Below are 24,455 nucleotides of genomic sequence, written 5' to 3' on the forward strand. Positions count from 1 at the left end.
CTTTACAATATAGAGGTATTTTCAGCTTTTAGACAAACAAAGGACAAAACGCAAGATTATCGCCCGGTTATCACAAATATGGAAATGCAGTTTCACTGGAAATCGGCTAAACTGAAAGGAAAACAGAGCAAGATTTTTCCGTGTTCTGAAGACGGTAAGAAAAAAAGGAAGACAGGTGATCATATGGGAAAAAAGGTGATCGTAGCGGGACATTCCTGCCTGGATATAACGCCCCTCTTTCCGCAGGGGCAGCAGGTATCAAAACTGGGGGAAATTCTCTCGCCGGGAAGGCTGATACAGATGGAAGGTGTAGATATTCATGCGGGCGGAGCGGTCTCCAACACGGGGCTGGCTATGAAAATGCTGGGAGTTGATGTCTGCCTCATGACAAAGACCGGAAATGATAAATTCGGTAAGATCCTTTCCGATATCTATGCTGCCCGGGGTGCAGATTCCGGGATCATTGTTCAGGAGGGGCAGAATACATCTTATTCCGTGGTGCTTGCGGTTCCGGGGATAGACAGGATATTTCTTCATGATTCCGGATGTAATGACACCTTCTGCTTTGAGGATTTGCCGAAAGAGAAGCTTTGCGGCGCGGACCTGTTTCATTTTGGCTATCCTCCCCTGATGAAGAAAATGTACGAAAATACCGGAAGTGAACTGGTGCGTATGATGAAATATATGAAGTCCCAAGGAACAGCAACCTCCCTTGACCTGGCTTTTGTGGATGGAGACTCTACGGCAGGAAAGGCTGACTGGGAAGGGATCTTAAAAAGTGTGCTCCCTTATGTGGATTTCTTTGTACCAAGTATAGAAGAACTCTGTTTCATGCTGGACAGAAGAAGATATGAGGACTGGAAGCGCAGGGCAGGGGATGAAGACATTTCGTTTATTCTGGATGTACAGAAAGATATCCGGCCTTTGGCAGAGCAGTGTATGGAGTTTGGGGCAAAGGTCCTTTTGCTGAAATGCGGGGCACCCGGTTTATATTACAGGACGGCAGAAGGACATGGGCTGGGGGATCTGGAGGCAAAATTGGGGATTTCCGCAGAAGAATGGTCAGACAGGGAAGGATTTGAGGCCAGTTACCGGCCCGGGAAAGTATTGTCAGGAACAGGAGCGGGCGACACCACCATCGCCGCATTTCTGACAGCCATGCTGAGAGGGTATCCTTTTGAAATGTGTGTCCGCCTGGCTGCCGCTGAGGGGGCGTCCTGTGTGGAAGCATATGACGCGCTGAGCGGCATCCGCCCCCTGGAGGAACTGGAAGAGAAAATTAAAAACGGATGGAAAAAGAGAGAAGGAGTGTAAAAAATGTTAGTAAACCTGAATGATGTGCTGCTGCCGGCCAGAAAAAAAGGCTATGGAGTTGGTCTGTTCAATACCGTGAATCTGGAACTTGCAAGAGGTGTGTTAAAAGCAGCGGAAGAACTTAAATCCCCGGTCATTATCGGAACAGCGGAGATTTTACTACCCTGCGGACCGCTGGAGGATTTGGCGGGACTGCTTGTCCCCATGGCAAAAAAAGCATCCGTTCCTGTGGTGGTCCACTATGACCATGGTCTTACTTTTGAAAAATGTATGGAGGCGCTGAAGCTGGGATTTACCTCTATTATGTATGACTGTTCCACGGACAGTTACGAAGAAAATGTGAGAAAAGTCCGTGAGCTGGTGAGGATCGCACATTGTTTCGGGGCAACGGTGGAGGCAGAATTGGGACATGTGGGAGACAATGAGGAACAGACTGCCCATAATGGTGCAGATGTACCGGAATCATATTACACAGACCCCGCGCAGGCAAAAGAGTTTGCAGAAAAAACACAGGCAGATGCCCTGGCTATCGCTGTGGGAACCGCTCACGGTGCTTATAAATTCAAACCGAAACTGGATTTTGACAGGATAAAGAGAATAGCAGAAATGGTGCATGTCCCCCTGGTACTCCACGGAGGTTCCGGGCTTTCAGAAGAAGATTTTAGAAGGTCCATTGCCTGCGGGATCAGCAAAGTGAATATTTTTACTGACATCAATGAGGCTGCAGGCAAAGCGGCAGAACATGCTATCAGGGAAGGCAAAAACTGTCTGACAGATATGATCCCCTGTCAGGTGGAGGCAGTGGCGGAGGCAGTAAAAGCAAAAATACGGATTTTTGGTTCAGAATATAAGGCATTGACGGATATAAGTATATGACGTAAAATAAAAATTGGGTGGACACCTACCGCAAACTAAGGTCATTTAGTTTGCGGCTTTTTTTGTTTATAAGGAGGAAAAGTATGTGGAATTACATCTGGCCGATTCTTTTGGTGATTGGCTCAAATACGGTCTATAATATCTGTGCAAAATCAACCCCGGCAGAGGCAAATGCATTTGTCTCACTTTCCGTGACTTATTTGGTAGGGGCGTTCCTGTCCATTGTGATGTTTTTATTTACATCATCCGAAAAAGCATATCTTACTGAATTAAGAAAACTGAATTGGGCCTCCGTAGTCCTGGGCGCATCTGTGGTTGCACTGGAATTTGGTTATATTGCCATATACAGAGCCGGATGGAAGGTCAGTGTTGGCTCCCTGGTGGCCAATATTGGGCTTGCGGTTATTTTGATCATTGTGGGTGTGATCTTTTATAAGGAACTGATAACTTTTAAACAGATATGCGGGATCATGCTGTGCCTTGGCGGGCTGCTTTTACTTAATACATAAGCAGCCTGGATCCTCACATTTAGCTTTTGTTTGGCCGGAAGAATTTTTGTCTCTGGGATGCTCATTTTCTGAATATGTCAATAGCGTGGCTTGTAATACCCAATAAATCTTCCCGCTCACAAGTGGCAAAGTGGTATTTCAAGAACAGTTCAAAGGTATCTTGGTCCATCTTGTCGATTGCTTCGCGCATAAATAAGGCGCAGCCGTCTGTTGCCGCGTAATGGAGCCGGGTTACGGGAAATGCAGACATCAGATCATCAATGTCTTCCTTTCGGACAAGTTCAAAAACATTCTCTGGATTGGAATTGGCGGCAAATGTCCGGGCGTCAAGCAGGCCTTTTTCTATATATTCGGAGACACTGATATTGCCCCGATGAAATCCTTCGTCCATGAGACAGCCATCGGATATGACGTAGGCGGCAAAAATTATGCCTCCCTGTTTTGTTACACGAATCGCCTCGCGCAGCGCCTGTTTTTTATCTTCCGTATGATAGAGATGGTACAGGGGACCTAATAAAAGGGTAATGTCATATTTTTGATCCGGGAAGGCAGATAGATCCAAAGCGTTCCCCTGGGTGATGGTTATATTTTCGTTTGACTGCGTGTTTTGGCGGAAAACGGTTATATTATGTTCCACCAGCTCTACCGCATCTACCGTATATCCCTGACGGGCCAGCGCGTGGGAATACCGGCCGGTTCCGGTACCGATTTCAAGCACACGGTCCCCGGGTTTCATATATCTGGCAATATAATGCATAGTAGTAAGGAATTCAACTGAGCCGTGCCTTAAGGTCAGCCTGCTGTCCTCATTGTAAGTATTGTAAAAATCAATTAAATATTGGTTTGTATTCATAATGTCCCCTTTCTGTCAATGGAAAATATTAATCGGTCAAATTCCAATCCGGTTTTTCCTGTTTTATAAAAGCAGATAATATATTTGTCACCATTTTTTCAATACTGTTTCTGTCTAATGCTATTTTTTTAGTGGCTGTTAAGACCGCTATGCCATGAGTATAAAGGAACAAGTCTAAAAATATTACCTTTGCTCGTTCTAATCCTATTCCAACAGCATCTGAGAATGATCTGGCCCTTTTTTCATTGTCCGGTTCTTTGTAAAAATCCGTTGTCTCAGCCATGTTCAAATCCATATCGTTTACAAACAGCAGCTTAAATAAATGTGTTTCTTCCTGCGCAAATGCAATGTAAGAGAGGGGAAGGAGCAAATAGGGACTGATATTTTCAGAATTGCTGTATTCATCCACATACTGCAGGTAGTATTCATACGCAAAGGGAAGAAATTCGCTTTTCAATTCCTCCATGTTTTCATAACAAGTAAAGATTGGGCGGGTAGAACATTGTAATTTGTTTGCAATACTTCTTGCATTTACAGTATGAAATCCTGTTTCTCTTGTAATAGTCAGGACAATATTCAAAATCATTTCTTTGTTTATCTTTGCTTTAGGCGGCATATAAGTTTCCTTCCTGTCAGGGGTACGATGGGTAACTGATGTTACACAACTATTGTTGCATATTAAATAAGATATGTCAAGCATGCGTTTTATCATTTGCTGTGTTGTTATCCGTCAGTCAAACAATGACTCGGTTTCCCGCTTTCGTTTTAAAGGCTGATGAAATATAGCCCGGACTGGACAGTTTTGACCGGATGGGCACTGGTTTGAAATACAAGTGGAAGCAGGGAAATTGTGAAAAATGCATAAAAAGCCATTTTAATATTGGGTAATTATGTCAATAGACATAGAAGAAAGAAAGTTGTACTATTAAGTCATCGAAAAGAGCACGAGCTCGTTGCAAGGACAACAGAAAAAAATAAAACAATATCACAAAAGATGAGAAACCTGCGGTGAGGGCCGCAATCTTTTTTACAGAGTTACGAGCACGAGCTCTTGAAGGCAAAAAACAAAACATTCAGGAATGAAGAAAAGGAGATAAGATATGGCTGGTAAAGATTTAAAAGTTGGCGTTGTAGGTACAGGAGCAATCGGAAGAACACATATTGAGAGGATCAACAACAAACTGCAGGGGGCTAAAGTTGTAGCCTGCGCAGACGTGAATGTGGATTTCGGAAAATCCGTAGCGGAAAAATACGGCTGCAAATTCTATGCCGACGGAGAAGAGATGATAGCATCAGACGACATTGATGCAGTGATTGTCACCACTATTGACCCATATCATGAGCAGTATGTAATGGCAGCCATCAAAGCAGGAAAATATGTATTCTGTGAGAAACCACTGGCACCTGAGGCAGAAGCCTGCAAGAGGATCGTGGAAGCGGAAGCCGCAGGAGGGAAGCAGCTAGTGCAGGTTGGGTTTATGAGGAGATATGATACAGGATACCGTCAGTTGAAAGCTGCAATTGAGAACCGTACCTACGGGGAACCCCTGATGCTGCACTGCGCACACAGAAATCCGGCAGTGGACGAGAGCTACGACACACCTATGGCAGTTGAAAATTCCATGATCCATGAAATAGATGTCCTGCGCTGGCTGCTGAATGAGGACTATGCAACCGCAGAGGTGGTATTTGCTAAGAACACCCGCAGGACCCATGCGAACCTTATGGACCCTCAGATCATGATCCTGACAACAAAATCAGGTGTCCGCATTGATGTGGAAGCCTTTGTGAACACAGGACACTGCTATGATATCAAATGTGAGGTGGTATGCGAGGATGCCATTCTGAACCTGCCTGAGCCATCCAACATTGAAGTATGTGCTAATGCCACAAGAGGTCACGCCATCCACAGTGACTGGTCCACCAGATTTGTAGACGCTTATAATACGGAAATCCAGGAATGGATCGACGCCACAAAAGCAGGCAGAGTGGACGGCCCCACAGCCTGGGACGGATATGTAGGGCAGGTGACAGCAAAAGCAGCATCCAAAGCCCGTGATGAGAAAAAAGTCGTGGAGATCATCTTTGATGAAATGCCGGAGTTTTACAAACGGTGATTCAAGAGCCTATACAATTAAAGAGAAGAATTTTAATACCCCAAAAAGAGCACGAGCTCTTAATTTAGTAAGGAGGATACATACCATGAAAATAGCATTTGATGTGGATGTTCTGGCAAAACAGATGGACATCAACCGCATGGTCCATCAGGTAGCTGACTGGGGATACAAATACATTGAACAATCCCCCCATCCGAGGATCAACCCCTTTTATAAACACCCCTTATTCTCAGAGGAATGTGAGAAGGAATACAGAAAAGCCCTGAGGGAGACCGGGGTGGAGATCTCATCTTTTATCGTTGTGTACCGTTGGTCAGGCCCCACAGAGGAGCAGAGACGATTTGCGGTTGCCAACTGGAAACGCATGATAGAGATCGCAGTGGATATGGGGGTAACGGTCATCAATACGGAGTTGTCCGGAGACCCTAACCAGCAGGAAATCTGTAATGGCATGTGGTTCAGATCCATGGAAGAACTTCTTCCTGTTATAGAAAGGGAAGGCATCCGTGTGGAGATCCAATCCCATCCTTATGATTTCTGTGAGCTGAATAACGAGACCTGCGACCTGGTAAAATCCTTCCGCTCAAAGAATCTTGGGTATGTGTACTCCTCCCCTCACGGCTTTTTCTATGACGAGGGCAAGGGAGATGTGCGTTCCATGTTAAGATATGCAGGTGACGAGCTGACACACGTACTGTTTGCGGATACCTTTAATCAGACTCTGGACTGCCGTTACATTGCCAATCCCCCGTGGCTGAACGGCCGGGGCAAAGCAGATGTGACCATTCACCAGCACCTGGCAATGGGGGAAGGGGATGTGGATTTTGAAGGTATTTTTGAAACCCTGCGTCATATGGATTTTGCAGATAAACAGCGGAAAGAAAATGCGCCGAAAGCAGGCGGCGATAATATAGCCTGTGTTTCCATGTTCGGGTTCCCGGAGAAAATGGACAAACAGGCACCGGAGGCCAGAGAGCGGATAGAGAAAGAACTTTTAGGAAAATAAGAAAGAGAGAGGTATAGATCATGAAATTATCCCTTTGTACAGATGTTTTAGGCGATTTATCTTTTACTGTTATGCTGGATAAGGTAAAATCATTAGGTATAGATGCAGTGGAAATGACAGCAGGAGGCTGGGGCGGCTGTAAGCATGTCCCCACACAGGAACTTTTGGCAGATGAAGGAAAATTAAAAGCGTATAAAGCGGAGATTGATAACAGAGGTATGGAAATTGCAGCACTGAACTGTTCCGGTAATCCCCTGTGCCCCGGTGATATGGGAGAACTTCACACAAAGACAATCTACGATACTGCGGTACTGGCTGGCAGGCTGGGTGTGAAGAAACTGGTCATGATGTCAGGACTTCCTGCAGGCGGACCGGATGACAAAACTCCAAACTGGATCACTTCCACAGTTTCATGGCCGGATTACATGGTGGAGACAGTGAGATACCAGTGGGAGGATGTGGCAATCCCCTGGTGGAAAAAATTTGTGGCGCACTGTAAGGAAAACGGTGTGGAGCAGATTGCCATTGAAGAATTCCCTTGTCAGCTTGTATACAATCCGGAAACCCTATGGAAACTGCGAAATGCAGTGGACCCTATGATCGGAATGAATCTGGACCCCTCCCATCTTATGGTCATGGGCGCAGACCCCATTGCAGCGGCAAGAGCATTAAAAGGTGCACTGTATCACATTCACGGCAAGGATGCCCGTATTGAGAGGGGCCTGTGCGATGTGAACGGGCTTCCGGAGTCAAAACCGGTAACAGACTGTGAAAACAGAACATGGAACTATGTGGCAGTGGGATGCGGCAAAGATCTGCAGTGGTGGAAAGAATTCTTCTCGGTATGCCACATGATGGGATATGATGGATATGTTTCCCTGGAAATGGAAGATCTGACCATGAGTGTGGAGGCTGGCCTGAACACTTCCATTGACGCTCTGAATCAGACAATAAGTAAATAAGGAAAGAGGTGCCCGGATGAATCTCAACGGATTTAACAAACTGGTACAGAAAGACAGGGTAACAGGATTTGAAAAATTTGCGTATGGCTGTGGTGAAATCTCCACGAATATTGTATTTACCATTGCAACAAGCCTTCTCGTCATGTTCTATACAGACGTAGCCCATGTTTCTGCAGCCGTAATCGGTATGATCATTGCTATCTCCCAGGTATTCAACGGAGTATCGGACATAGCAGCCGGATTTATCATTGACAGGACACGTTCCAAGTATGGACGCGCCCGTGTCTGGATGCTGCGCATGTCCGTTCCATATGCCATTGCAGCAGTGCTTCTGATAACTGTGCCTCAGATTGGAGCTATGGCGCAGGCTATCTACATTTTCATTACATATAACCTGATGCTGACAGTGGTTTACACCCTGTTCCAGCTTCCGTTTGCCACAACTATGACTTATATGACACGTGACCAGAATGAGAGAGCAAAGATCAATATTATCCGTATGGCAATGAGCCCTATCGGAAATATTCTTGTTACACTTCTCTTTACAAGGATTCTGGATATGATGCCAGGCGGCGGCATGGATTCCCAGAGAAACTGGATCATCCTGACAGCAGTCTACGCAGTTGGTGCAGCAGCCCTGATGCTGTTCTGTTTTGCCACAGTCCGTGAGAGAGTGGTAGTAAAAGACGAGATGGGCGGTGAACAGATTCCGCTGAAAAAAGCTCTGCCTGCCCTGTTTAAAAATAAATACTTTATCATGTTGTTTCTGTTCTTTGTATTTTTCGCTATGTACCAGACCTTCGCAGGTACTATGGCCACCTACTACTGTAAATGGATCGTAGGGGATACAAAAATTATCGGAAATGTAAATACAGCCTGTTTCGGTATTACCATAGTGGCGACACTGCTTTTGGGTAAGGTGATGCACCTGACAAGCAAAAGAAACTGGTGTATCCTGGGAGCACTCTTTATCATTGCCGGTTCTCTGGTTCTTCTGGTGGATCCCACCAGCATTGCGGTTGTTACCTTCGGCGGCCTGCTCCGTGGCATCGGTATGACGCCTATTCTGGGAATGATCTTTACGATGATCGCAGATGCCATAGAATACGGACAGTGGAAGACGGGTCTTCGGACAGCAGGTGCCATCCAGTCCGCAGCCACATCCGGGCAGAAATTCGGCCAGGGTATCGGTTCCGCACTGATTGGTTTTATTATGGAGGCAAACCAATATAACGGTGACCTGGGAACCCAGTCAGCACAGGCGCTGAATACCATATCGAACCTGTTTATTTATGGTGTGACGATTCTGGGTGTGATCATGATAGTATTGCTGTTGTTCTATCACCTGGATAAAGAATATCCCACTGTCATGAAAGAACTTCTGGAAAGAGAAGCGCAGATTGATTTGAAGAAAAAGGCAGAAAAATAAATTAGGAAGAAAAAGAAGCAGCAATAAAATGGTATGTCTCAGTTACTGTACACAGGCCACTGTACCGGGAGGCGTTTTCATGCCGAAAGCATGAAATCCTGAGGCAGCCAGCGCGATATGGGGCAGAATGCTCCATATCTGTGCATCGCGAAGCGTGTTACTGGACACGGAGTGTACAGTAACATGTCTCAGATAACGAGCCTGTGACATGCCATTTTTCTCTTTTCATCGCCCCGATAATGAGGTATACTTAGCCTAAGAGTTCGTTCTCTCCAGAGTGTGTTTGAAATTTATCCCCACAGTCTGCACGCTCCTGGAATCAGACAGGAAAGGGGTTGATAAAGTGGGAGTGACAATTAAGCAGATAGCAGAGATGGCGGGAGTACATCGTTCTACGGTTGATAAGGTACTTCATAAAAGGCCAGGCGTGAGTGATGATGTGCGCAAAAAGGTACAGGAGATTATAGATGAATGCAATTATGAGGCAAACCCTATAGGAAAAGCGTTGAAAATGCAGAACAGGGAGCTGCGTATTGCGGTGCTGCTCTTAAAGGTGGATGCGCTTCCTTACATCAGGGAAGGAATAGAGGAGAAACTGAAGGAATATAATTCCTTTCAGATAGAGTTGGAATTCCAGGTGATTGCTTATTCCGATGTGCAGAAGCAGGCAGATCTGCTGGACAAATACCGTGAGGAGAAAGTGGACGGTATCATTTTAAGCCCTATCAACGCGCATGAGATTGTGGGAGCGATTGACCGCTGCACAGAGGAGCGAATTCCTGTGGTAACGGTCAACTCAGATATCAAAGGCAGCAAGCGTTTTTGCTTTATCGGACAGGATGGCTACAAAGCGGGAAAAGTGGCAGCAAGATTTATGGGAGAATTTCTGAATGGAAAAGGTAAGACCGTAGTCATAACCAGCGATGGGGACGAGCATCAATCCTTCCCCTTTGGTACCCGGGAGGGCGGGTTCCGCACAGTCATCACAGAGGCGTATCCCAAAATTCAGATGCTCCCCAGCGTCACAACGAAAGAGGACCCGGCGATTATGCGGCGGGAGATGCGGAGGATCCTGCAGGAGGAAAAGAACATAGACGGTATATTGATCACCTGCGGATGTGTCCGGGCAGCAGGTGAGGAACTGAAGGCCAGCGGCTGCAGCGGTGTGCGCCTTATCTGCTACGAGGATTACCCGGAGATCCTGGAGCTTATGAGAGAAGATGTGGTGACCCTGACCCTGGGCAGCGGTTTGAATGACCAGGGGAAAAGAAGCATGGAGGTCCTGCTGGACAAGCTTATCTATGACAGGAATCCTTACAGGAAGCATTTGTATTCGGAGATCCATGTGATGGTGAAGGAAAGTTTATGATCGTGTACGGAAAAGCAGCAATAGCCTATATGAAAGCTACTGCTGCTTTTTATCCGCACCCATTAGGTCAGGTCCGTCATAGCATAACGGCATGACGATGGTAAATATCACGCTGTTTTCCTGATTCGCAATACCAAACCGGAATCCGTGATATTTCAAGAACGATTTTACAATATACAGTCCTAAGCCGGTTCCGTTCCCTGTACGTGATTTGTCAACTTTGTAGAAAGGTTCAAACACATGCTGGATTTCATCGTCCGGTATGGTACTGTTTACATTTTTTACAGTCAAAATGCATTCGGTTCCCGATCGTTTGGTTGTGATATAAATAGAAGAATCCTCCGAAGAATGTATGATAGCATTATTGATCACGTTGGCAAGCGCCTTGTTGAACAACTCTTGTTCGAGGATAACAAACAAATCTTTTTCCAGTGCCATATGGATTTGGATGTTTTTTGATCTTGCCAATTCATCTTGATTTTGAATGATATCCACAACTATTTTTCCAATGTCAGCAGATCGCATGACCCCATTATCATTGATCATCTGCGTTCGCGCAGCAGCTAAAATATCTTTGATCATTTTTTCCATTGTTTCTATGACTTGCATGGAATGCAAAAGATATTTATCTCTGTTGTCGAAAGGCGTCAGATTCTGCAGCATACCTTCCGTCTCGCCTTTCAGAATGGTAAGGGGTGTTTTCAACTCATGTGAAATAGACATAAAAAAGTCAGAACGCTGCTTAGCCTGCATCCTTTCTTTTTCCATATCTGATCTCAGCTTCATATTTGCGCCATCCAGTTCTTTCAGCGTTTTGTCCAGCTGTAATGCCATATTATTTAGGCTGCACGCCAGCACGCCAATTTCATCCGTCCTGTCAATCTTGCACTTCCATGTCATATCAAGCTTTTCCATTCGCCGGGCAATATTACTTATTTCTATGATCGGTTTGGCAATATGCTTTGAATAGATGACCGCTATCACAGCAGAAAGGATAAAAGCTATGATTAAAATCAAAGGGTACATTTCCTTTATGACTTCTGTAACCTCTGATCCTTTATTATGGGAGATGGTTATGTCCAGCGTATAATTTTCATCACCGCTTATAAAGGAAGCAGTCAATACCCTGCTATACACCGGGTTTTCCGCCAATATACTTTGGGAGAGATCCACTTTGTAAAGGCTGTTTTTGTTTTTATCAAACAATTCCGCCGCTGTTCCGTTCTGCAAACAAAACGTAAGGATATGATCCTGCATTTCGATTTCCGTCAATGTCTTGCTTTCCAATAACTCTACAAATTTAATTGCCTGCGAATCTAATTCATATTGAATTTTCTCCGTATAACGAACGGGTAAGTAAAATTGCAGGAGTAATACGATCCCGGTGCACATCAAAAACAGTATGGTGAATAATTGTAGAAATAGTTTCAGTCCCAGGTTACTTTGTATTTTTGCTGCTGATTTTGTAACCCATCCCCCAAACGGTTTGAATAAGTTCGCAATCCAGTTTTTTTCTAATGTTTTTGATATGATTGTCGATGATTTTCTCGTTCCCATAATATTCCTCCCCCCATAGGATATCCAGCAGATGGTTTCGCGTGAACACATGGTCTTGATTTTCAAGCATGAACTTGATCAATTCATATTCCTTGGGGGTAAAGTCGATCAGTTCATCACGGAATCGTATTTCACAGCTATTTCTCCGTAATTGTACATCTCCATGCCTGATCATATCAGGCGGGGTGTCCGGTCTGTTTCGCCTCAACACCGCCTCTATCCGTTTGATCAAAATTGTATGCGAGAAGGGTTTTACAATATAATCGTCCGCCAGTAAGTCAAATCCGCGGGCCTGTTCCTGTTCTCGGCCTAAAGCAGTCAGCAGGATAACTGGAGTATCTGATATTTCCCTTATTTTTTTCAGCAGATCATATCCGTTCATGCGGGGCATCATAATGTCAAGGATCACCAATTGGGGTGCCTCCCGAACAAATAGATCATACCCGGCCATGCCATCGGCAGCGGACATAACGAGATATCCATTTTGCTGTATAAATGCCAGCAATATATCACGGATGCTTTCATCATCCTCAACGATCAGTATTTTGATTTTCTTATCCAACCCACTTACCCCCTTGCCCTTTGATTTTTGTCCATGTCAAATATCATTATACAAGAATACCGATAATATGGCAAACCTGCTAACCCTGCACGCATACGGTTACACCATTTCCCTAAGTAAACCGCCCTCCAACTTCAATACAACATCAGCCTTTTGGGCAAGTATGGGCGAATGCGTAACCACAATGACACATCCCTGCAGCGGGCCATGCGCATATTGTATGAGTAGATCGAAAATCGCGCGGGCGTTTTCATCGTCAAGATTTCCTGTAGGCTCGTCCGCCAATAACAGCGAAGAATCGGAAATTAACGCGCGGGCTATGGCAACTCTTTGCTGCTGCCCACCCGACAGCTTAAGGACATTGCGTTTGGCGATCTCACGATTCAAGCCTACTTTTTCTAAAACAGGCAGGGCGCTGAGGGGAGATACCAGTTTTAGGTTTTCTTCCGCTGTCAGGTAGTCAATCAGGTTGTAGCTTTGAAAAATAAAAGATACATCCTTTTTTCGATATTCAGGCAATTCTTTTTTTGTCAGAGTTTTTCCGTTATACAGCACCCGCCCCGAACCGGGCATATCCAGCCCTCCCATAATAGAAAGTAATGTTGACTTTCCGCATCCCGAACTACCCACTATGGCATAAACACGACCCGGACAGAAAGTGGCGTTTAGATCGTTCAATATGGTGGTTTCCGGTTGATATGAATACTTGATATTTTGTAATTCCAGCATTATATGATCCTCCTAACTTATAGATTTTAAGTTTTCCTTTGGTTCTTTTCGTAAAACGGAAAATTCCGCTGTCATAACTGAAACGGGGATCAGCAAGAATCCAAATAGCAGCATGATCTCTGCCGCGTCCGGTGAAACAGAAGCTCCTTTATTTTCAATTTGGGTCTTCCGTGGTCTTTCATGGGTTTCCTCTGTTGCCAACAGTTCTGATCCGTCATTTTGATCAACGGCTGCTGAAATAATATGCTCTCCGGTCCCGTGTACGATTCCTCCGCTTATAGGGAGGGCAATTACCATGGCTATTACGGCAGCAATCAGAACCTCGGCCATATGCTGCATCAAAATATGGCTCTTTGATAGGCCAAAACTCATCATAATGCCGATTTCCCGCTTTCGCTGTTTTACCCCATGGGAAAGTAGGAAATATAACAGGGTGATACATACAACGATAATAACCATCAGTATGATTTTAAGCAGGTTTGATAGAGAAGCAAGCGACCCGATCATACCGGCAAAATAATCTAGATCAGAAGCAATACCGGCCGGCTGCCCCGCAGGCCATTCCAGATTTTTGATTTCATTCGTCACAACAGCTAAATCCGAAGAGGAAGCAGCGCTGAAAGCCGCTTGACAGAAAAAGCGTTGTGATTTCGGATTAAATACCGAAGAATAGGTCTCCAAATCAATATAGCAGTAATTTTCGTATAGCTGGTGGGAAAGATGCAGTCCTGTATTCTGTTCGTTGTCACGGGATTCAAAAATGCCAATGATTTCCCCTTGTATCATATGGGTGTCCATATGGCTGGTATCATAGCCCATACTTTCCATGTCCTGAGTGATCACCTGTGAAAAATGCATCTGTATGGTATCGCCAAGGTGTAGGTCATTCTTATCTGCCAATTCTTTGTGTATTAAGATTTTGCCTTTATCGCTTTCCGTAATATGCCTGCCTGAAAGGATCGTCAGTGTTCCCTCTGAAAACAGTTCATCGGAATCTGACGTCACATTACTGACAAGCGTGCCTGCGTGTTCAAAGCCGGGGCTGACAAAGCAGCTATCACCATCCGTTTTCACAGACAGAGGTGTGCCGTTATCGCTTAAAAATTCCACAGGGACAGCATTTGAGATGGAACGGTAAGCGGCGATGTCATCCCTGGCTGAAATCTCGGCTATTCTGTCCAGCGTCAGTGCTCCCGGGGCGTTATACGCGTTGATGACAAACTCCCTGTTAAAATTATTTTCCATTTGTTCAATGGTGGTGTTTGCTTGCGCGGCAATAGAAACAACAGTCAGTATCAGTATAAATACGGTGGTCAGCAGCAGAATTAGGAGAGTACACCTGTTTTTTTTCCTCATAACGTATCGGCTTGCACATTGGATAAAATTCATAGATATTTTCCTCAATTGTTTTTTTCAAAAATGGCTTTTGGTGTTGTATGCAGAAGCCGGGCACTGGATATCCATATGGATGCCATCAGCAAACATAGATTTATAACAATGATCTGCAAGGTCGTTACCATTTGGATATGAGTTACAGTTATCTGGAATCGCTCACTGGATATTAAGTGATCACCTATAAAATATGCGGCGGCTATGGATATTCCTGCCGGAATCATGACTTCAATAATGTGCTGCAATAGGATTCGGTTTTTTGTAAAACCCAGTGAAAGTAAGATCCCTATTTCGTTTGTACGCATTTTTGTTTGAAGCATTAGGACAAAGGTGATGATCAGGAATCCTGCAAGAATGACCACTGCAGTCAAAACTGAAAACTGATTAGATACGGCCTTGACTGCATCCGCATCTATGACAGACGCATCCGCTTCATCAAACAGATAATATTTGTTCCAATCCATATCCAGCTTTTGTGCTTGCGCGTAAATGGATGCCAACTGATCCGGCTGGTCAACAAAAAATTTTACGCTGATGATTCCCTGGTTCCTATCGTCCAGAGCATGTGCCGTGCTGTAGTCCACATAAATGAAGTTTTCGCTTAATTCTGATGGAGAAAATTCAGTTTCGTCAACGTTATCCGTATTTTCATATATGCCGGACAGAGTAACCTCGATATCGGATGTATGGCCCGGCGTATGGTCCGGCGTTGTAATTGCCAGTTTATCTCCTATATTCAGATCATTTTGCTTTGCGAATTGGACATTGACCATTGCTTCGCGCTTAGAATCGGGCGTTATGTGTCTGCCTGCTGTTAATTTTATTGTTGAGCCTAAATATAGATCAGAATCAGATACTCCCCTTATGGAAGCAGCGTCATCTTTACTCACCGGAATATTGTAAGCAGCCAATTCCAGCGGATTGCCGTTTTTATCGGACAGCATTCCCGATAAAAAGGCATAATGGGATGCATATGCTTTTATTCCATGGATACTCTTTATTTTTTCAATTACTTCGTCTGTTATCTCATGAGGAACGGACAAAAAGCTGATGCTGCTTCCTTCGGCTTTCACGGTTTTCGGGTCTGTCTCATATTGGGATTCAAGATAGAAATAGTCCAGCGGCTTTTGATCCAGCTTCGCTAAAGCGTCATTGGCAGATTCCCGAATGGAAATAATAATGAATGCCATTATATTTATCACAAGAAACACGATCAGAATCAAACATGCACGTGATTTTCTGCGTGTTAAGTATTTGGCCGCTAACGATATTTTGTTCATGGGCCCTCCCTCCCTTTCATATACAAATTTTTATTATGGGATAATATTAACAAGAAAAAGTATGGAAAAAATATGGAAGTGGTATGAATTTAGTATTTTCGCCGCCTTGCGCAGCAGAATTGGTGCCGGCAGCATTGCCGAAAATTGCGGCATTGGTGATGCGCAGGAAAAGAAGATCAGAAAATTAAGCCAATGAGTCAAAGTATAGGAAAGCAGCATATAAAATAAGGCTGTGATCCTATCATTCTTGTATGATCATGGAATCACAGCCTTTATTGTTATGGATAAAATTTATTTCATCCGTTTTTAGGATTGTTCTATTTCGCTATAGAATATATAGGTCCCTTTGCCGACCATCCGTTCCTTCCCTGCGATCATTACAACCGCATCCACCGGAGTCGTGATCTCATAGCGCCACTCATCCCCCGCTTTTTTCCAGGCGGAAACTATTTTTCCGTGGCGTGTATCCAGGGACACAGACAGCCAGTCAAGCCTTTTGTCCGGGGTGGGGGCTATTTTGACTTTTTCATAGCCCGGATATGCAGCAATCCTTTGGATCCCGCCGGCCACACTGTAAATCCAGTCAGCCACAGAGCCGTAAGCGTAGTGGTTGTAAGAGTTCATATCCGCGCTCCAGAAATTCCCGTCAGGCATAATGCCATCCCAGTGTTCCCAGATCGTAGTGGCGCCTTTGGTCACGGGATACAGCCAGGAGGGGTAGTCTTCCTTCAGCAGCAGGCTGTAGGCCAGGTCGGAATAGCCGTATTCGCTCAGGGTATGCAGTATATAAGGCGTTCCCACAAAACCGGTCTGGAGCTGGATCCCGCACTCTTTGACCATGGCGGCAAGCTGATCCGCAGCAGCCTGGCAGTCGTTGGCAAGGCCGAAGCGGGCGGCCAGAATACACTCGGTCTGTGTTTTGTATTCCGGGAAGGCAGTGCGGAAAGCAGATACGATTTCAGTGTAAAGCGTTTCATATTCTGCGATATCTTCTCCCAGTACCTTTCCGGCTTCCATGACCAGCCACGTGGAATATGCATAAAATGCGGAGGCGATAAAATCCTCGCGGGTGGAACCTTTATAACTTCCCGCAGGTGCATCCAGACCAAGCCAGTCTCCGTAGTGCGTGCCTCCGGTCCACAGATATTCTGTTGTGGTATGGGAAGAAATGTAGGAGATCCATTTCTTCATAAGGGTAAACTGTGAGGCCAGCAATTCCTTGTTTCCGTATGCCAGATAGAGTTCCCAGGGGCAGATGGCTGCCGCATCACCCCAGGCAGAGCTGGCGGGTTCTTCGGAAAGCAGGTCGGGGATCACATGGCCTACTCTTCCGTCTTCACCCTGGTCTGCTGCCATATCTGCGAGCCATTTTGTATAAAATTTTTCTGCGTTATAATTCATGCAGGCGGTGCGGATGAACACCTGCGCATCGCCGGTCCATCCAAGACGTTCATCCCTCTGGGGACAGTCTGTGGGAACATCCACAAAATTTCCCTTCTGCCCCCAGATGACATTGTCAAAAAGCTGATTCAAAAGGGGATTGGAGCAGTTAAAATATCCGGTCCGCTGCATTGCGGAATGTATCACCACGGCTGTGAAGTTTTCCGGTTTTGCCGCACAAGGGCCGCCCGGATACTGGTCGATCCGTACATAGCGGAAACCAAAGAATGTAAGTTTTGGCTTATAAGACTGCAGGCCCTCACGGCAGATATACAAATACTGCGCTTTGGCACTTCGGTAATTCTCTGTGTAAAAACATCCTTCTTTATCCAGAACTTCTGCATGGGAGAGCGCTACTTTTTCTCCGGCCTTTGCTGTGAGGCTGATCTCCACATAACCTGTGATATCTTGTCCGAAATCCACCACGGTCTCGCCTTTTGGTGTGGTAAATATCCGAATGGGAGAAAGCCTTTCCTGCTCATGGACTTCCTCACCCTGCTGGGGGATCAAGGTATGTGACGGGCCTTCAAATTCACATACAGGTCTGCCGCATCCACAACCCTGGGGGCTGCTGCATCCGGGTGCACAGTCGTATGCAAGGGAGGCATCATAAATCTCGCCGTCGTATATTTCGGAAAAGCGGACAGGGCTCTCCGTAACCGTCCAGGTCTCGTCCGTTGCCGTATACTCCGTGGTACCGTCCTCATACGTGATCTCCAATTGTGCGAGAAGTCCCGCAGGGCTTTTTTTTAGCTCCTCCTGAACAGATGATCTGCTCCAGCCCGGCATGGGACTTCGGTACCAGCCTTTTCCTACGGTGACGGAGAGTTGATTGTCTTCTTTTATCAGATCTGTAACGTCATAAGCCTGATACTGAAGCCGTTTTTGATAAGAAGTCCACCCTGGGGCAAGTACAAAATCTCCTACCCGGGTCTTGTTCAGTTCCGCTTCGTATGTACCGAGAGCTGTTATATAAAGTGTTGCTGCTTTTACCGGTTTTGTCAGGAAGAAAGATTTTTGGAACAGGGGGCAGATATCACCTGTTTCCGTCTGTGGTTTGATCCATTTTGCATACCATTCCATTTAAAATACCTCCGTTTTTCTTTTCTTGTAACAGTTCAGACAAGCTGAACGGTTACGCATCCAGCCATTAAAAATCGCTTCGCGATGGGCTGGATGCCTGCTGGCACTATTTTTTCATACGGTCAGCGCAGTAAATGCGCAGACCTGTTTGAACTGTTACCTTTTCTTGACGGTAACTGTTCAGAATTCTCACAGTTTCTCTTGACTATCATGATACCAGAGAATAGAATGAAAAAAAACACCTGTATTTAACTAAAATAGGGGGTGAATTTGTCTTATGAATAAATCAATAACGATCCATATCAGGGAAGTATCTAAGGAGGAGCAGGAGAGACTGGTCATGATGCCATATCAGCAGACAGATATGGAGAGCCATAACCATGATTTTTTTGAGTTGGTCTATGTGGTGAAGGGAACCGCAGTGCATACGCTCAATTCTACAGAGGGAATGCTCACAGAGGGGGATTATTTTATTGTGGACTATGGAAGTGTGCACAGCTATTCCAGAAGTTTGGATTTTACACTGATCAACTGTATCTTTCTGCCTGAAGTGATAGATGAGACACTGACAGGGTGCCGTTCTCTGGATGAACTGCTGCACGGCTGCCTGATCCGCTATTATACCTCTATACCGGGTGAGACACCTGTAGACCGCATCTTCCATGATGAGAACGGACGGATCAAACAGTTGATCATGGGCATGCTGGAGGAGTATGAGGAGAAAGAAGAGGGGTATGCAGAGGTATTCCGGTGCAGACTCATCGAACTGCTCATACTCACTCTGCGAAAAGGCATCCATGAGAATCAAAAGCACCCAAAACACAGGGCCGTGCTGGACGTGATTCAGTACGTTGACAGAAATTATCAGAATTATGTCAACCTCGGAGAGTTCTGCCGGCAGTATCATTATACCCTGTCCTATATCAGCAGGATTTTCCGGCAGGAGACAGGGCTTTCCTTTCGGGAATATCTGCAGAAGGTCAGAATAGAGAAGAGCTGCCAGCTGCTGGCGGGCAGCGATATGCGGATTGGGGAGATCGCGCAGGCGGTGGGGTATGAGGATAAGAAGTTTTTTAACAGTGTCTTTAAAAGGATTGTGAAAATGACGCCCAGGGAATATAGAAACCTTTGGGCTGCAAAAGGGAAAAATTGAAATTCTGCGTTACTGTACACAGGCTACTGTACCGGGAGGCGTTTTCATGCCGGAAGCATGAAAATCCCGAGGCAGCCAGCGCGATATGGGGCAGAATGCTCTATATCTGTGCATCGCGAAGCGTGTTACTGGACACGGAGTGGACAGTAACAATTCTTCCTGGCGCTGTTATCGTCAGTCGGTGGAGACTTGAAATAGGCAGGGCTGATGTCCTGCTTTGAGAATTACGGTTTTCTTTAAGAAGGGAAGACTCATGGTATTGTTTACAGACATTGTACGCAAAATTCCATGAGTTTTTTTGTTATAAAAAAAGTTATTCTGACTCGTTTACGTAATAAGCGGAAAATGGGGTTGAGGAGGTATGACAGTGTCAGTTCCTGAGTTAGAATCTGCGCTCTGGGAGGGGGAATTACCCTTTAGGAAAGGACGGCAGTAATTTTGTGAGGGTATGCCGCCTGTCAGGGCGGTAAGTTAGAAAACGTAATATTTTTAAACTTTTTAGTAATCAGAACACATTCAGAACAAACAGAAAGATTGTTATAATTTATCTATCAAAAATAAACAGTATTCACACTGTACGAAAAGGAGAAGAGATTATGTTGAAAAAGAAATTGCTGTCCATGGCAATGGCAGCGTGTATGGTGGCAGCATTGGCGGGGTGTGGAAAAGATGAGGCATCAGGGTCCAGCAAGGAGAAGGCGGACGGAAAACCGGAAATCAATATTTTTACGTTATATTCTGAGACAAACGCAGATTCAGGAGCTGTGAATTTCCTAAAAGCACTGGAAATGGCAAAGGAAGAGTTTCCTGATTACACCATCAACCACGAGACAGCAGATGTGGAGACCTACAAAACAAAGATAAAAACCATGGTTGCCGCCAATGAGACGCCGGATATCTTTTATTCCTGGGGAGGAGGCTTTGTCCAGCCGTTTGTGGAGGCAGGACAGGTGATGGCTCTCGACGAATACCTGGATGACGAGACAAAGGGAAAAATGAAAGACGGCGCTTTCGACGGATACAAATTTGACGACAAGCTTTACGGGCTTCCCTCTTATCTGTGGGTAGGTGTCCTGTACTGCAATGAGGAGCTGTTTAGCCAGTACAATTTGGAAATCCCCACTACATATGACGAATTTGTGGAAGTCTGCAAACGCTTCAAGGCGCAGGGTGTCACACCTCTGGCTGTGGGTATGAAAGATAAATGGACAGGCGCACAGTTCACGAATGCTTATATTGAGCAGATGGCAGGCGCACAGACAGCGGCAAAGATGACCCAGGGAACACAGTCCATTGACAATGAAGCAGTGGTAAAAGCAGTACAGCTAACATTGGATCTGGTGGATGCAGGCGCTTTCCCGGACGGAACCCTGGGACTCACAAGAGATGAGGTGGAGGCTGATTTCACCCAGGGAAAAATTCCAATGGAGTTTATGGGAACATGGCTTTCCGCCACACTGGAGGGCACAGCAGTGGACGGCAAAGTAAAAGCAGTGAAATTCCCATTGGCGGAGGGCACTGTAGATGAGAACCAGTATTTCGGAGGCGACAACGGGGCCCTCTGTGTGGGTGCGGACTGTGCCTATCCCGAGGAGACGGTGGAAGTATGCCAATACCTGTCCGAACAGTGCGCGATCCTGGACGGAGGCCTGGTAGCTTGGGAAGTCCCTGAGGAGGCCACTGAAAATGTGAACGCATTGAATAAACAGGTAATGGAATTTACAGCAGATGCCACAGGGTATGTAGGCGCATGGGATACTATTTTACCTGCAGATGCCACACAGGAATGGCTGGACCTGGTAGCCCAGTTATACGGAAAAACCATTACTGCAGAAGACTTTGCCAAGAATCTGGAAGCGGCAGTGAATAAATAAAGAAAGTTTGGAGGGAAAGCAATGGAACGTGTGTTATCAAATAAGAAGCATATTGCCATTTTCCTGTTACCCGCAGGTTTGATCTTTTTATCAGTTATGGTAGTTCCTATTCTTGCGACGGGATATTACAGCCTTCTGGACTGGAATGGAATTGGTGAAGGCACCTTTGTGGGACTGAAAAATTACGTGGAAATATTCGTTAAAAATGGGCATGATTTCTGGCAGTCATTTGGACACTCCATCATTGTTCTGCTGCTTTCCATTTTAGTGCAGGAGCCCATTGCCCTGCTGTTGGCTCTGCTTCTGGCAAAGGGCGTAAAGGGCGAAAGTTTTTTCAGAACCGCATTTTTTATACCCATGGTGGTATCCACTATTGTCATAGCCCAGTTGTTTATCAAAGTATACAACCCGGATTATGGACTGCTGAATACATTTTTAAGGGCCATTGGTTTGGATTCTGCCGCCAGAGCGTGGCTGGCAGAATCCGGCACTGCACTCTGGGCAGTGATGATTCCGCTGGTGTGGCAGTTTATCGGGTATCATATGCTTCTGTTCTATGGGGCAATCAAATCCATCTCCCCGGATATTATCGAGGCGGCTAAAATTGATGGGGCCAACTATTTTCAGATAAGCCTGAAAATCATATTGCCTCTGATCATGCCTGTGGTTGAGACCTGTATCGTCATCGCCACAGTAGGAAGCCTGAAGACCTTTGATTTCATCTATGTCATGACGAACGGAGGTCCCCTGGGCGCTACAGAAGTACCCAGTACTTTAATGTATGACCTGTTGATGAAGAGAAATGTGTACGGTGAGGGAAGTACAGTGGCAACCTTTATCGTTGTGGAATGTCTGATCATCACGGTGATCCTGCAAAAAGTATTCAAAAAATTAAGAAAGGCGTAAGGAGGTGCGGATTTTGAAAAAGATAAAAGCAAGTAAAGTTTTCCTGTATGCGTTTCTTGGGATCGTGACAGTGGTACAGATATATCCTATCATCTGGATGTTTTTCTTTTCGCTGAAGGATAATGAGGAAATATTCGGAGGAAACGTGGCGGGACTGCCAAAAAACTGGCTGTTCGGAAACTATGTGGAAGCCTGGATAAAAGGAAATATCGGCCAGTATTTTATCAATACCCTGGTTGTAACGGCTTTGACCATTTTAGGCACAGTACTGTTTGCAGCGATGGCGGCTTACGCCATATCAAGAATGAAGTGGAAATTCCAGAAGACAGCACTCACGGTTTTCCTTCTGGGTATGATGATCCCCATACATGCGGCTCTGCTTCCACTGTTTCTGACTTATGTAAAGGTTGGCATCTTAAATACATATGCCTGTCTGGTGCTGCCGTATATAGCTTTTAATATACCTATATCGGTGTACATATACGTGGGATTCATGGAAGGCATTCCCAAGGAGATGGAGGAGAGTGCGTTTCTGGATGGATGTAATATTTTTAAGAGTTTTTTCAGGATCATACTGCCCATGCTGAAACCGGTCATATCCACGATCACAATCTTGACATTTATCAATGCATGGAATGAATTTATGTTTGCGTCAGTCTTCATCACAAAATCAAGTATGAAAACACTTACCGTAGGAATCCAGGAGATGGTGGGTCAGTTCACTACAAGCTGGGGACCCATAGGGGCGGCCCTGGTGCTGGCTTCCTTCCCCACACTGATCATTTATATTTTTATGAGCGACAAGGTACAGAAAGGTTTTATGGCAGGAGCCGTAAAAGGATAATTTAAAATCAGGAGGTAGAAAGATGAGTAACAAAGAAGGAAAGATCGCAGTTTTTAAGGGACCATACCATATTGATATTGAGAATTACCCCATTCCCGACGTGCAGGAGGACGGGATACTAGTTAAGATCGAGGCAGCATCCATCTGTGGTTCAGACGGACATGGTGTGAAGATGACACCGGAAGCGCCCTGTACCATTGGTCATGAGTTTGTGGGAAGAATCGTGAAGATGGGTAAACGTGCCAATGAGACCATTTATGCCTTCGGCGGTCCTTTGAAAGAAGGGGACAGGATCGTTCCGTATCCGTGGATCACCTGCGGAACCTGCCCGGACTGTCTGGAGAACGGCAATGGCGTCTGCATGGTGTGTGAAAATGGTTTCTGCTACGGCGGCAGGGACACCATGGGGGACAGTAAGATCACAGCGGATGTGGCAGATTTCCCTCATTTCAAAGGCGGATTTGCAGAATACACCTATATTTTCCCGGGCACCTATGTATGGAAACTTCCGGAAGATATGCCAAGTACCGTGGCGACTCTGCTTGACCCGCTCTCAGTGTCCATGCGGGCTATTGAGATGGCGCAGACGGAGGCGGGCGTGTGGGGAGAATCCCTGAACACCAGCACAGAAGCGGTTGTCATTGGAGCCGGGGCCGTGGGTATCATGGCTGCCATGGTCCTGAAGATCATGGGATGCAAAAATGTGATCATCACAGACTTTAAAGAGGAAAAATTGAAACTGGCACAGGAAATTTCGGGATGTGATCATGTGGTGGACAGCAGTAAAATGGACAAAGAGACAAGGATCAGGTATATCCGGGAAGAACTGACCTCCAGAGGACCGAATCTGGTCATTCAGTGTGCCAACTCACCCCTGGCATCCTTTGAGGGGCTGGAACTGGTGAAAAAACTTGGAACTTACATTGAGGTGGGCGTTCCCTTTGGTTTTGGGGAGGAGTTCAGTGTGGATTTCTCAAACCTGGTGTTCAGCAAAAACGTGCGGATCAACAGCTTGGTGGCAAATGGTCCCCGGGTATTCAACAAAGCATTTGAACTTTTGAAAAGACATGAGCAGTATCCGTTCCACAAATTATTGACACATAAATTCTACAGTCTGGAAGAGCTGATGGATCATATTAAGAAAATGGGCGAGCCTGATTATATTAAAGGAACACTGGTTCTTGGAGACGAGAGGTGACA

At 45.6% G+C, this 24,455-nt stretch carries 22 protein-coding genes; 14 read left to right on the plus strand and 8 right to left on the minus strand.

Features of this window, described 5'->3' with window-relative positions:
- Window positions 1-183 precede the first annotated feature (183 nt).
- From C6P39_RS15010 to C6P39_RS15020, 3 genes are all read left to right on the plus strand, one after another.
- Window positions 184-1,314: a carbohydrate kinase family protein gene (locus C6P39_RS15010; protein WP_242987052.1), complete on the plus strand. Its 1,131-nt coding sequence runs from the start codon at window positions 184-186 to the stop codon at window positions 1,312-1,314.
- A gap of 3 nt (window positions 1,315-1,317) precedes the next feature.
- Window positions 1,318-2,190 carry a class II fructose-bisphosphate aldolase gene (locus tag C6P39_RS15015; RefSeq protein WP_104804298.1) on the plus strand — a complete coding sequence of 291 codons (873 nt, stop codon included), beginning with the start codon at window positions 1,318-1,320 and terminating at the stop codon, window positions 2,188-2,190.
- A gap of 83 nt (window positions 2,191-2,273) precedes the next feature.
- Entirely contained in the window at window positions 2,274-2,699 is a 426-nt protein-coding gene (locus C6P39_RS15020; protein ID WP_095171992.1) for an EamA family transporter, read from the plus strand.
- Between the two features lie 61 nt (window positions 2,700-2,760).
- Here the strand turns inward: C6P39_RS15020 and C6P39_RS15025 are convergent, their stop codons facing one another.
- Together C6P39_RS15025 and C6P39_RS15030 are read right to left on the minus strand one after the other, a co-directional pair.
- A complete protein-coding gene (locus C6P39_RS15025) occupies window positions 2,761-3,552 on the minus strand; it encodes a class I SAM-dependent methyltransferase (RefSeq protein WP_104804299.1) in 792 nt (263 codons plus the stop codon).
- 28 nt (window positions 3,553-3,580) lie between these two features.
- Window positions 3,581-4,168, minus strand: a complete 588-nt coding sequence (locus C6P39_RS15030; RefSeq protein ID WP_104804300.1) for a WHG domain-containing protein — start codon at window positions 4,166-4,168, stop codon at window positions 3,581-3,583.
- A gap of 484 nt (window positions 4,169-4,652) precedes the next feature.
- Between C6P39_RS15030 and C6P39_RS15035 the strand changes: the two genes are divergently transcribed.
- From C6P39_RS15035 to C6P39_RS15055, 5 genes are all read left to right on the plus strand, one after another.
- A complete protein-coding gene (locus C6P39_RS15035; RefSeq protein ID WP_104804301.1) occupies window positions 4,653-5,669 on the plus strand; it encodes a Gfo/Idh/MocA family protein in 1,017 nt (338 codons plus the stop codon).
- A gap of 85 nt (window positions 5,670-5,754) precedes the next feature.
- A complete protein-coding gene (locus tag C6P39_RS15040; RefSeq protein WP_104804302.1) occupies window positions 5,755-6,675 on the plus strand; it encodes a sugar phosphate isomerase/epimerase family protein in 921 nt (306 codons plus the stop codon).
- A 20-nt stretch (window positions 6,676-6,695) separates the two neighbouring features.
- Window positions 6,696-7,637: a sugar phosphate isomerase/epimerase family protein gene (locus tag C6P39_RS15045; RefSeq protein ID WP_104804303.1), complete on the plus strand. Its 942-nt coding sequence runs from the start codon at window positions 6,696-6,698 to the stop codon at window positions 7,635-7,637.
- 16 nt (window positions 7,638-7,653) lie between these two features.
- The gene (locus C6P39_RS15050; RefSeq protein ID WP_104804304.1) at window positions 7,654-9,066 is read left to right on the plus strand and encodes an MFS transporter; all 1,413 of its coding nucleotides are present in this window, start codon (window positions 7,654-7,656) and stop codon (window positions 9,064-9,066) included.
- A 343-nt stretch (window positions 9,067-9,409) separates the two neighbouring features.
- Window positions 9,410-10,435: a LacI family DNA-binding transcriptional regulator gene (locus C6P39_RS15055; protein ID WP_158661581.1), complete on the plus strand. Its 1,026-nt coding sequence runs from the start codon at window positions 9,410-9,412 to the stop codon at window positions 10,433-10,435.
- Between the two features lie 36 nt (window positions 10,436-10,471).
- On the opposite strand, the gene C6P39_RS15060 is transcribed toward C6P39_RS15055, so the two are convergent.
- From C6P39_RS15060 to C6P39_RS15080, 5 genes are all read right to left on the minus strand, one after another.
- The gene (locus tag C6P39_RS15060) at window positions 10,472-11,707 is read right to left on the minus strand and encodes a sensor histidine kinase (RefSeq protein WP_158661582.1); all 1,236 of its coding nucleotides are present in this window, start codon (window positions 11,705-11,707) and stop codon (window positions 10,472-10,474) included.
- Window positions 11,708-11,873: 166 nt separating this feature from the next.
- Window positions 11,874-12,554 carry a response regulator transcription factor gene (locus C6P39_RS15065; RefSeq protein ID WP_095171969.1) on the minus strand — a complete coding sequence of 227 codons (681 nt, stop codon included), beginning with the start codon at window positions 12,552-12,554 and terminating at the stop codon, window positions 11,874-11,876.
- A 99-nt stretch (window positions 12,555-12,653) separates the two neighbouring features.
- A complete protein-coding gene (locus C6P39_RS15070) occupies window positions 12,654-13,283 on the minus strand; it encodes an ABC transporter ATP-binding protein (RefSeq protein WP_104804307.1) in 630 nt (209 codons plus the stop codon).
- Between the two features lie 12 nt (window positions 13,284-13,295).
- Window positions 13,296-14,672, minus strand: a complete 1,377-nt coding sequence (locus C6P39_RS15075) for an ABC transporter permease (RefSeq protein WP_104804308.1) — start codon at window positions 14,670-14,672, stop codon at window positions 13,296-13,298.
- A gap of 11 nt (window positions 14,673-14,683) precedes the next feature.
- A complete protein-coding gene (locus C6P39_RS15080; RefSeq protein ID WP_104804309.1) occupies window positions 14,684-15,955 on the minus strand; it encodes an ABC transporter permease in 1,272 nt (423 codons plus the stop codon).
- Window positions 15,956-16,016: 61 nt separating this feature from the next.
- Here C6P39_RS15080 and C6P39_RS28185 point away from each other — a divergent pair, with 61 nt between their 5' ends.
- Window positions 16,017-16,151 (plus strand): hypothetical protein, encoded by a 135-nt coding sequence (locus tag C6P39_RS28185; RefSeq protein WP_278277974.1) that lies wholly within the window; start codon window positions 16,017-16,019, stop codon window positions 16,149-16,151.
- 110 nt (window positions 16,152-16,261) lie between these two features.
- Here the strand turns inward: C6P39_RS28185 and C6P39_RS15090 are convergent, their stop codons facing one another.
- On the minus strand, window positions 16,262-18,478 hold the full coding sequence (locus tag C6P39_RS15090) for an alpha-L-rhamnosidase (protein WP_104804311.1): 2,217 nt from the start codon (window positions 18,476-18,478) through the stop codon (window positions 16,262-16,264).
- A 277-nt stretch (window positions 18,479-18,755) separates the two neighbouring features.
- On the opposite strand from C6P39_RS15090, the gene C6P39_RS15095 reads away from it, so the two are divergent.
- The 5 genes from C6P39_RS15095 to C6P39_RS15115 all read left to right on the plus strand — a co-directional run bounded on the left by C6P39_RS15095 (window position 18,756) and on the right by C6P39_RS15115 (window position 24,453).
- Window positions 18,756-19,631 carry an AraC family transcriptional regulator gene (locus C6P39_RS15095; protein ID WP_104804312.1) on the plus strand — a complete coding sequence of 292 codons (876 nt, stop codon included), beginning with the start codon at window positions 18,756-18,758 and terminating at the stop codon, window positions 19,629-19,631.
- Between the two features lie 596 nt (window positions 19,632-20,227).
- Entirely contained in the window at window positions 20,228-21,505 is a 1,278-nt protein-coding gene (locus C6P39_RS15100; RefSeq protein ID WP_104804313.1) for an extracellular solute-binding protein, read from the plus strand.
- Window positions 21,506-21,526: 21 nt separating this feature from the next.
- The gene (locus tag C6P39_RS15105) at window positions 21,527-22,411 is read left to right on the plus strand and encodes a carbohydrate ABC transporter permease (protein ID WP_104804314.1); all 885 of its coding nucleotides are present in this window, start codon (window positions 21,527-21,529) and stop codon (window positions 22,409-22,411) included.
- A 4-nt stretch (window positions 22,412-22,415) separates the two neighbouring features.
- The gene (locus C6P39_RS15110; RefSeq protein WP_408608513.1) at window positions 22,416-23,255 is read left to right on the plus strand and encodes a carbohydrate ABC transporter permease; all 840 of its coding nucleotides are present in this window, start codon (window positions 22,416-22,418) and stop codon (window positions 23,253-23,255) included.
- A 22-nt stretch (window positions 23,256-23,277) separates the two neighbouring features.
- Window positions 23,278-24,453, plus strand: coding sequence for a zinc-dependent alcohol dehydrogenase (locus C6P39_RS15115; protein WP_104804315.1), 1,176 nt, complete (start codon window positions 23,278-23,280; stop codon window positions 24,451-24,453).
- Window positions 24,454-24,455 lie beyond the last annotated feature (2 nt).

Origin of the sequence: Blautia marasmi (assembly GCF_900258535.1) — a bacterium.
Taxonomy (GTDB): Bacteria; Bacillota; Clostridia; order Lachnospirales; family Lachnospiraceae; genus Blautia; species Blautia hominis.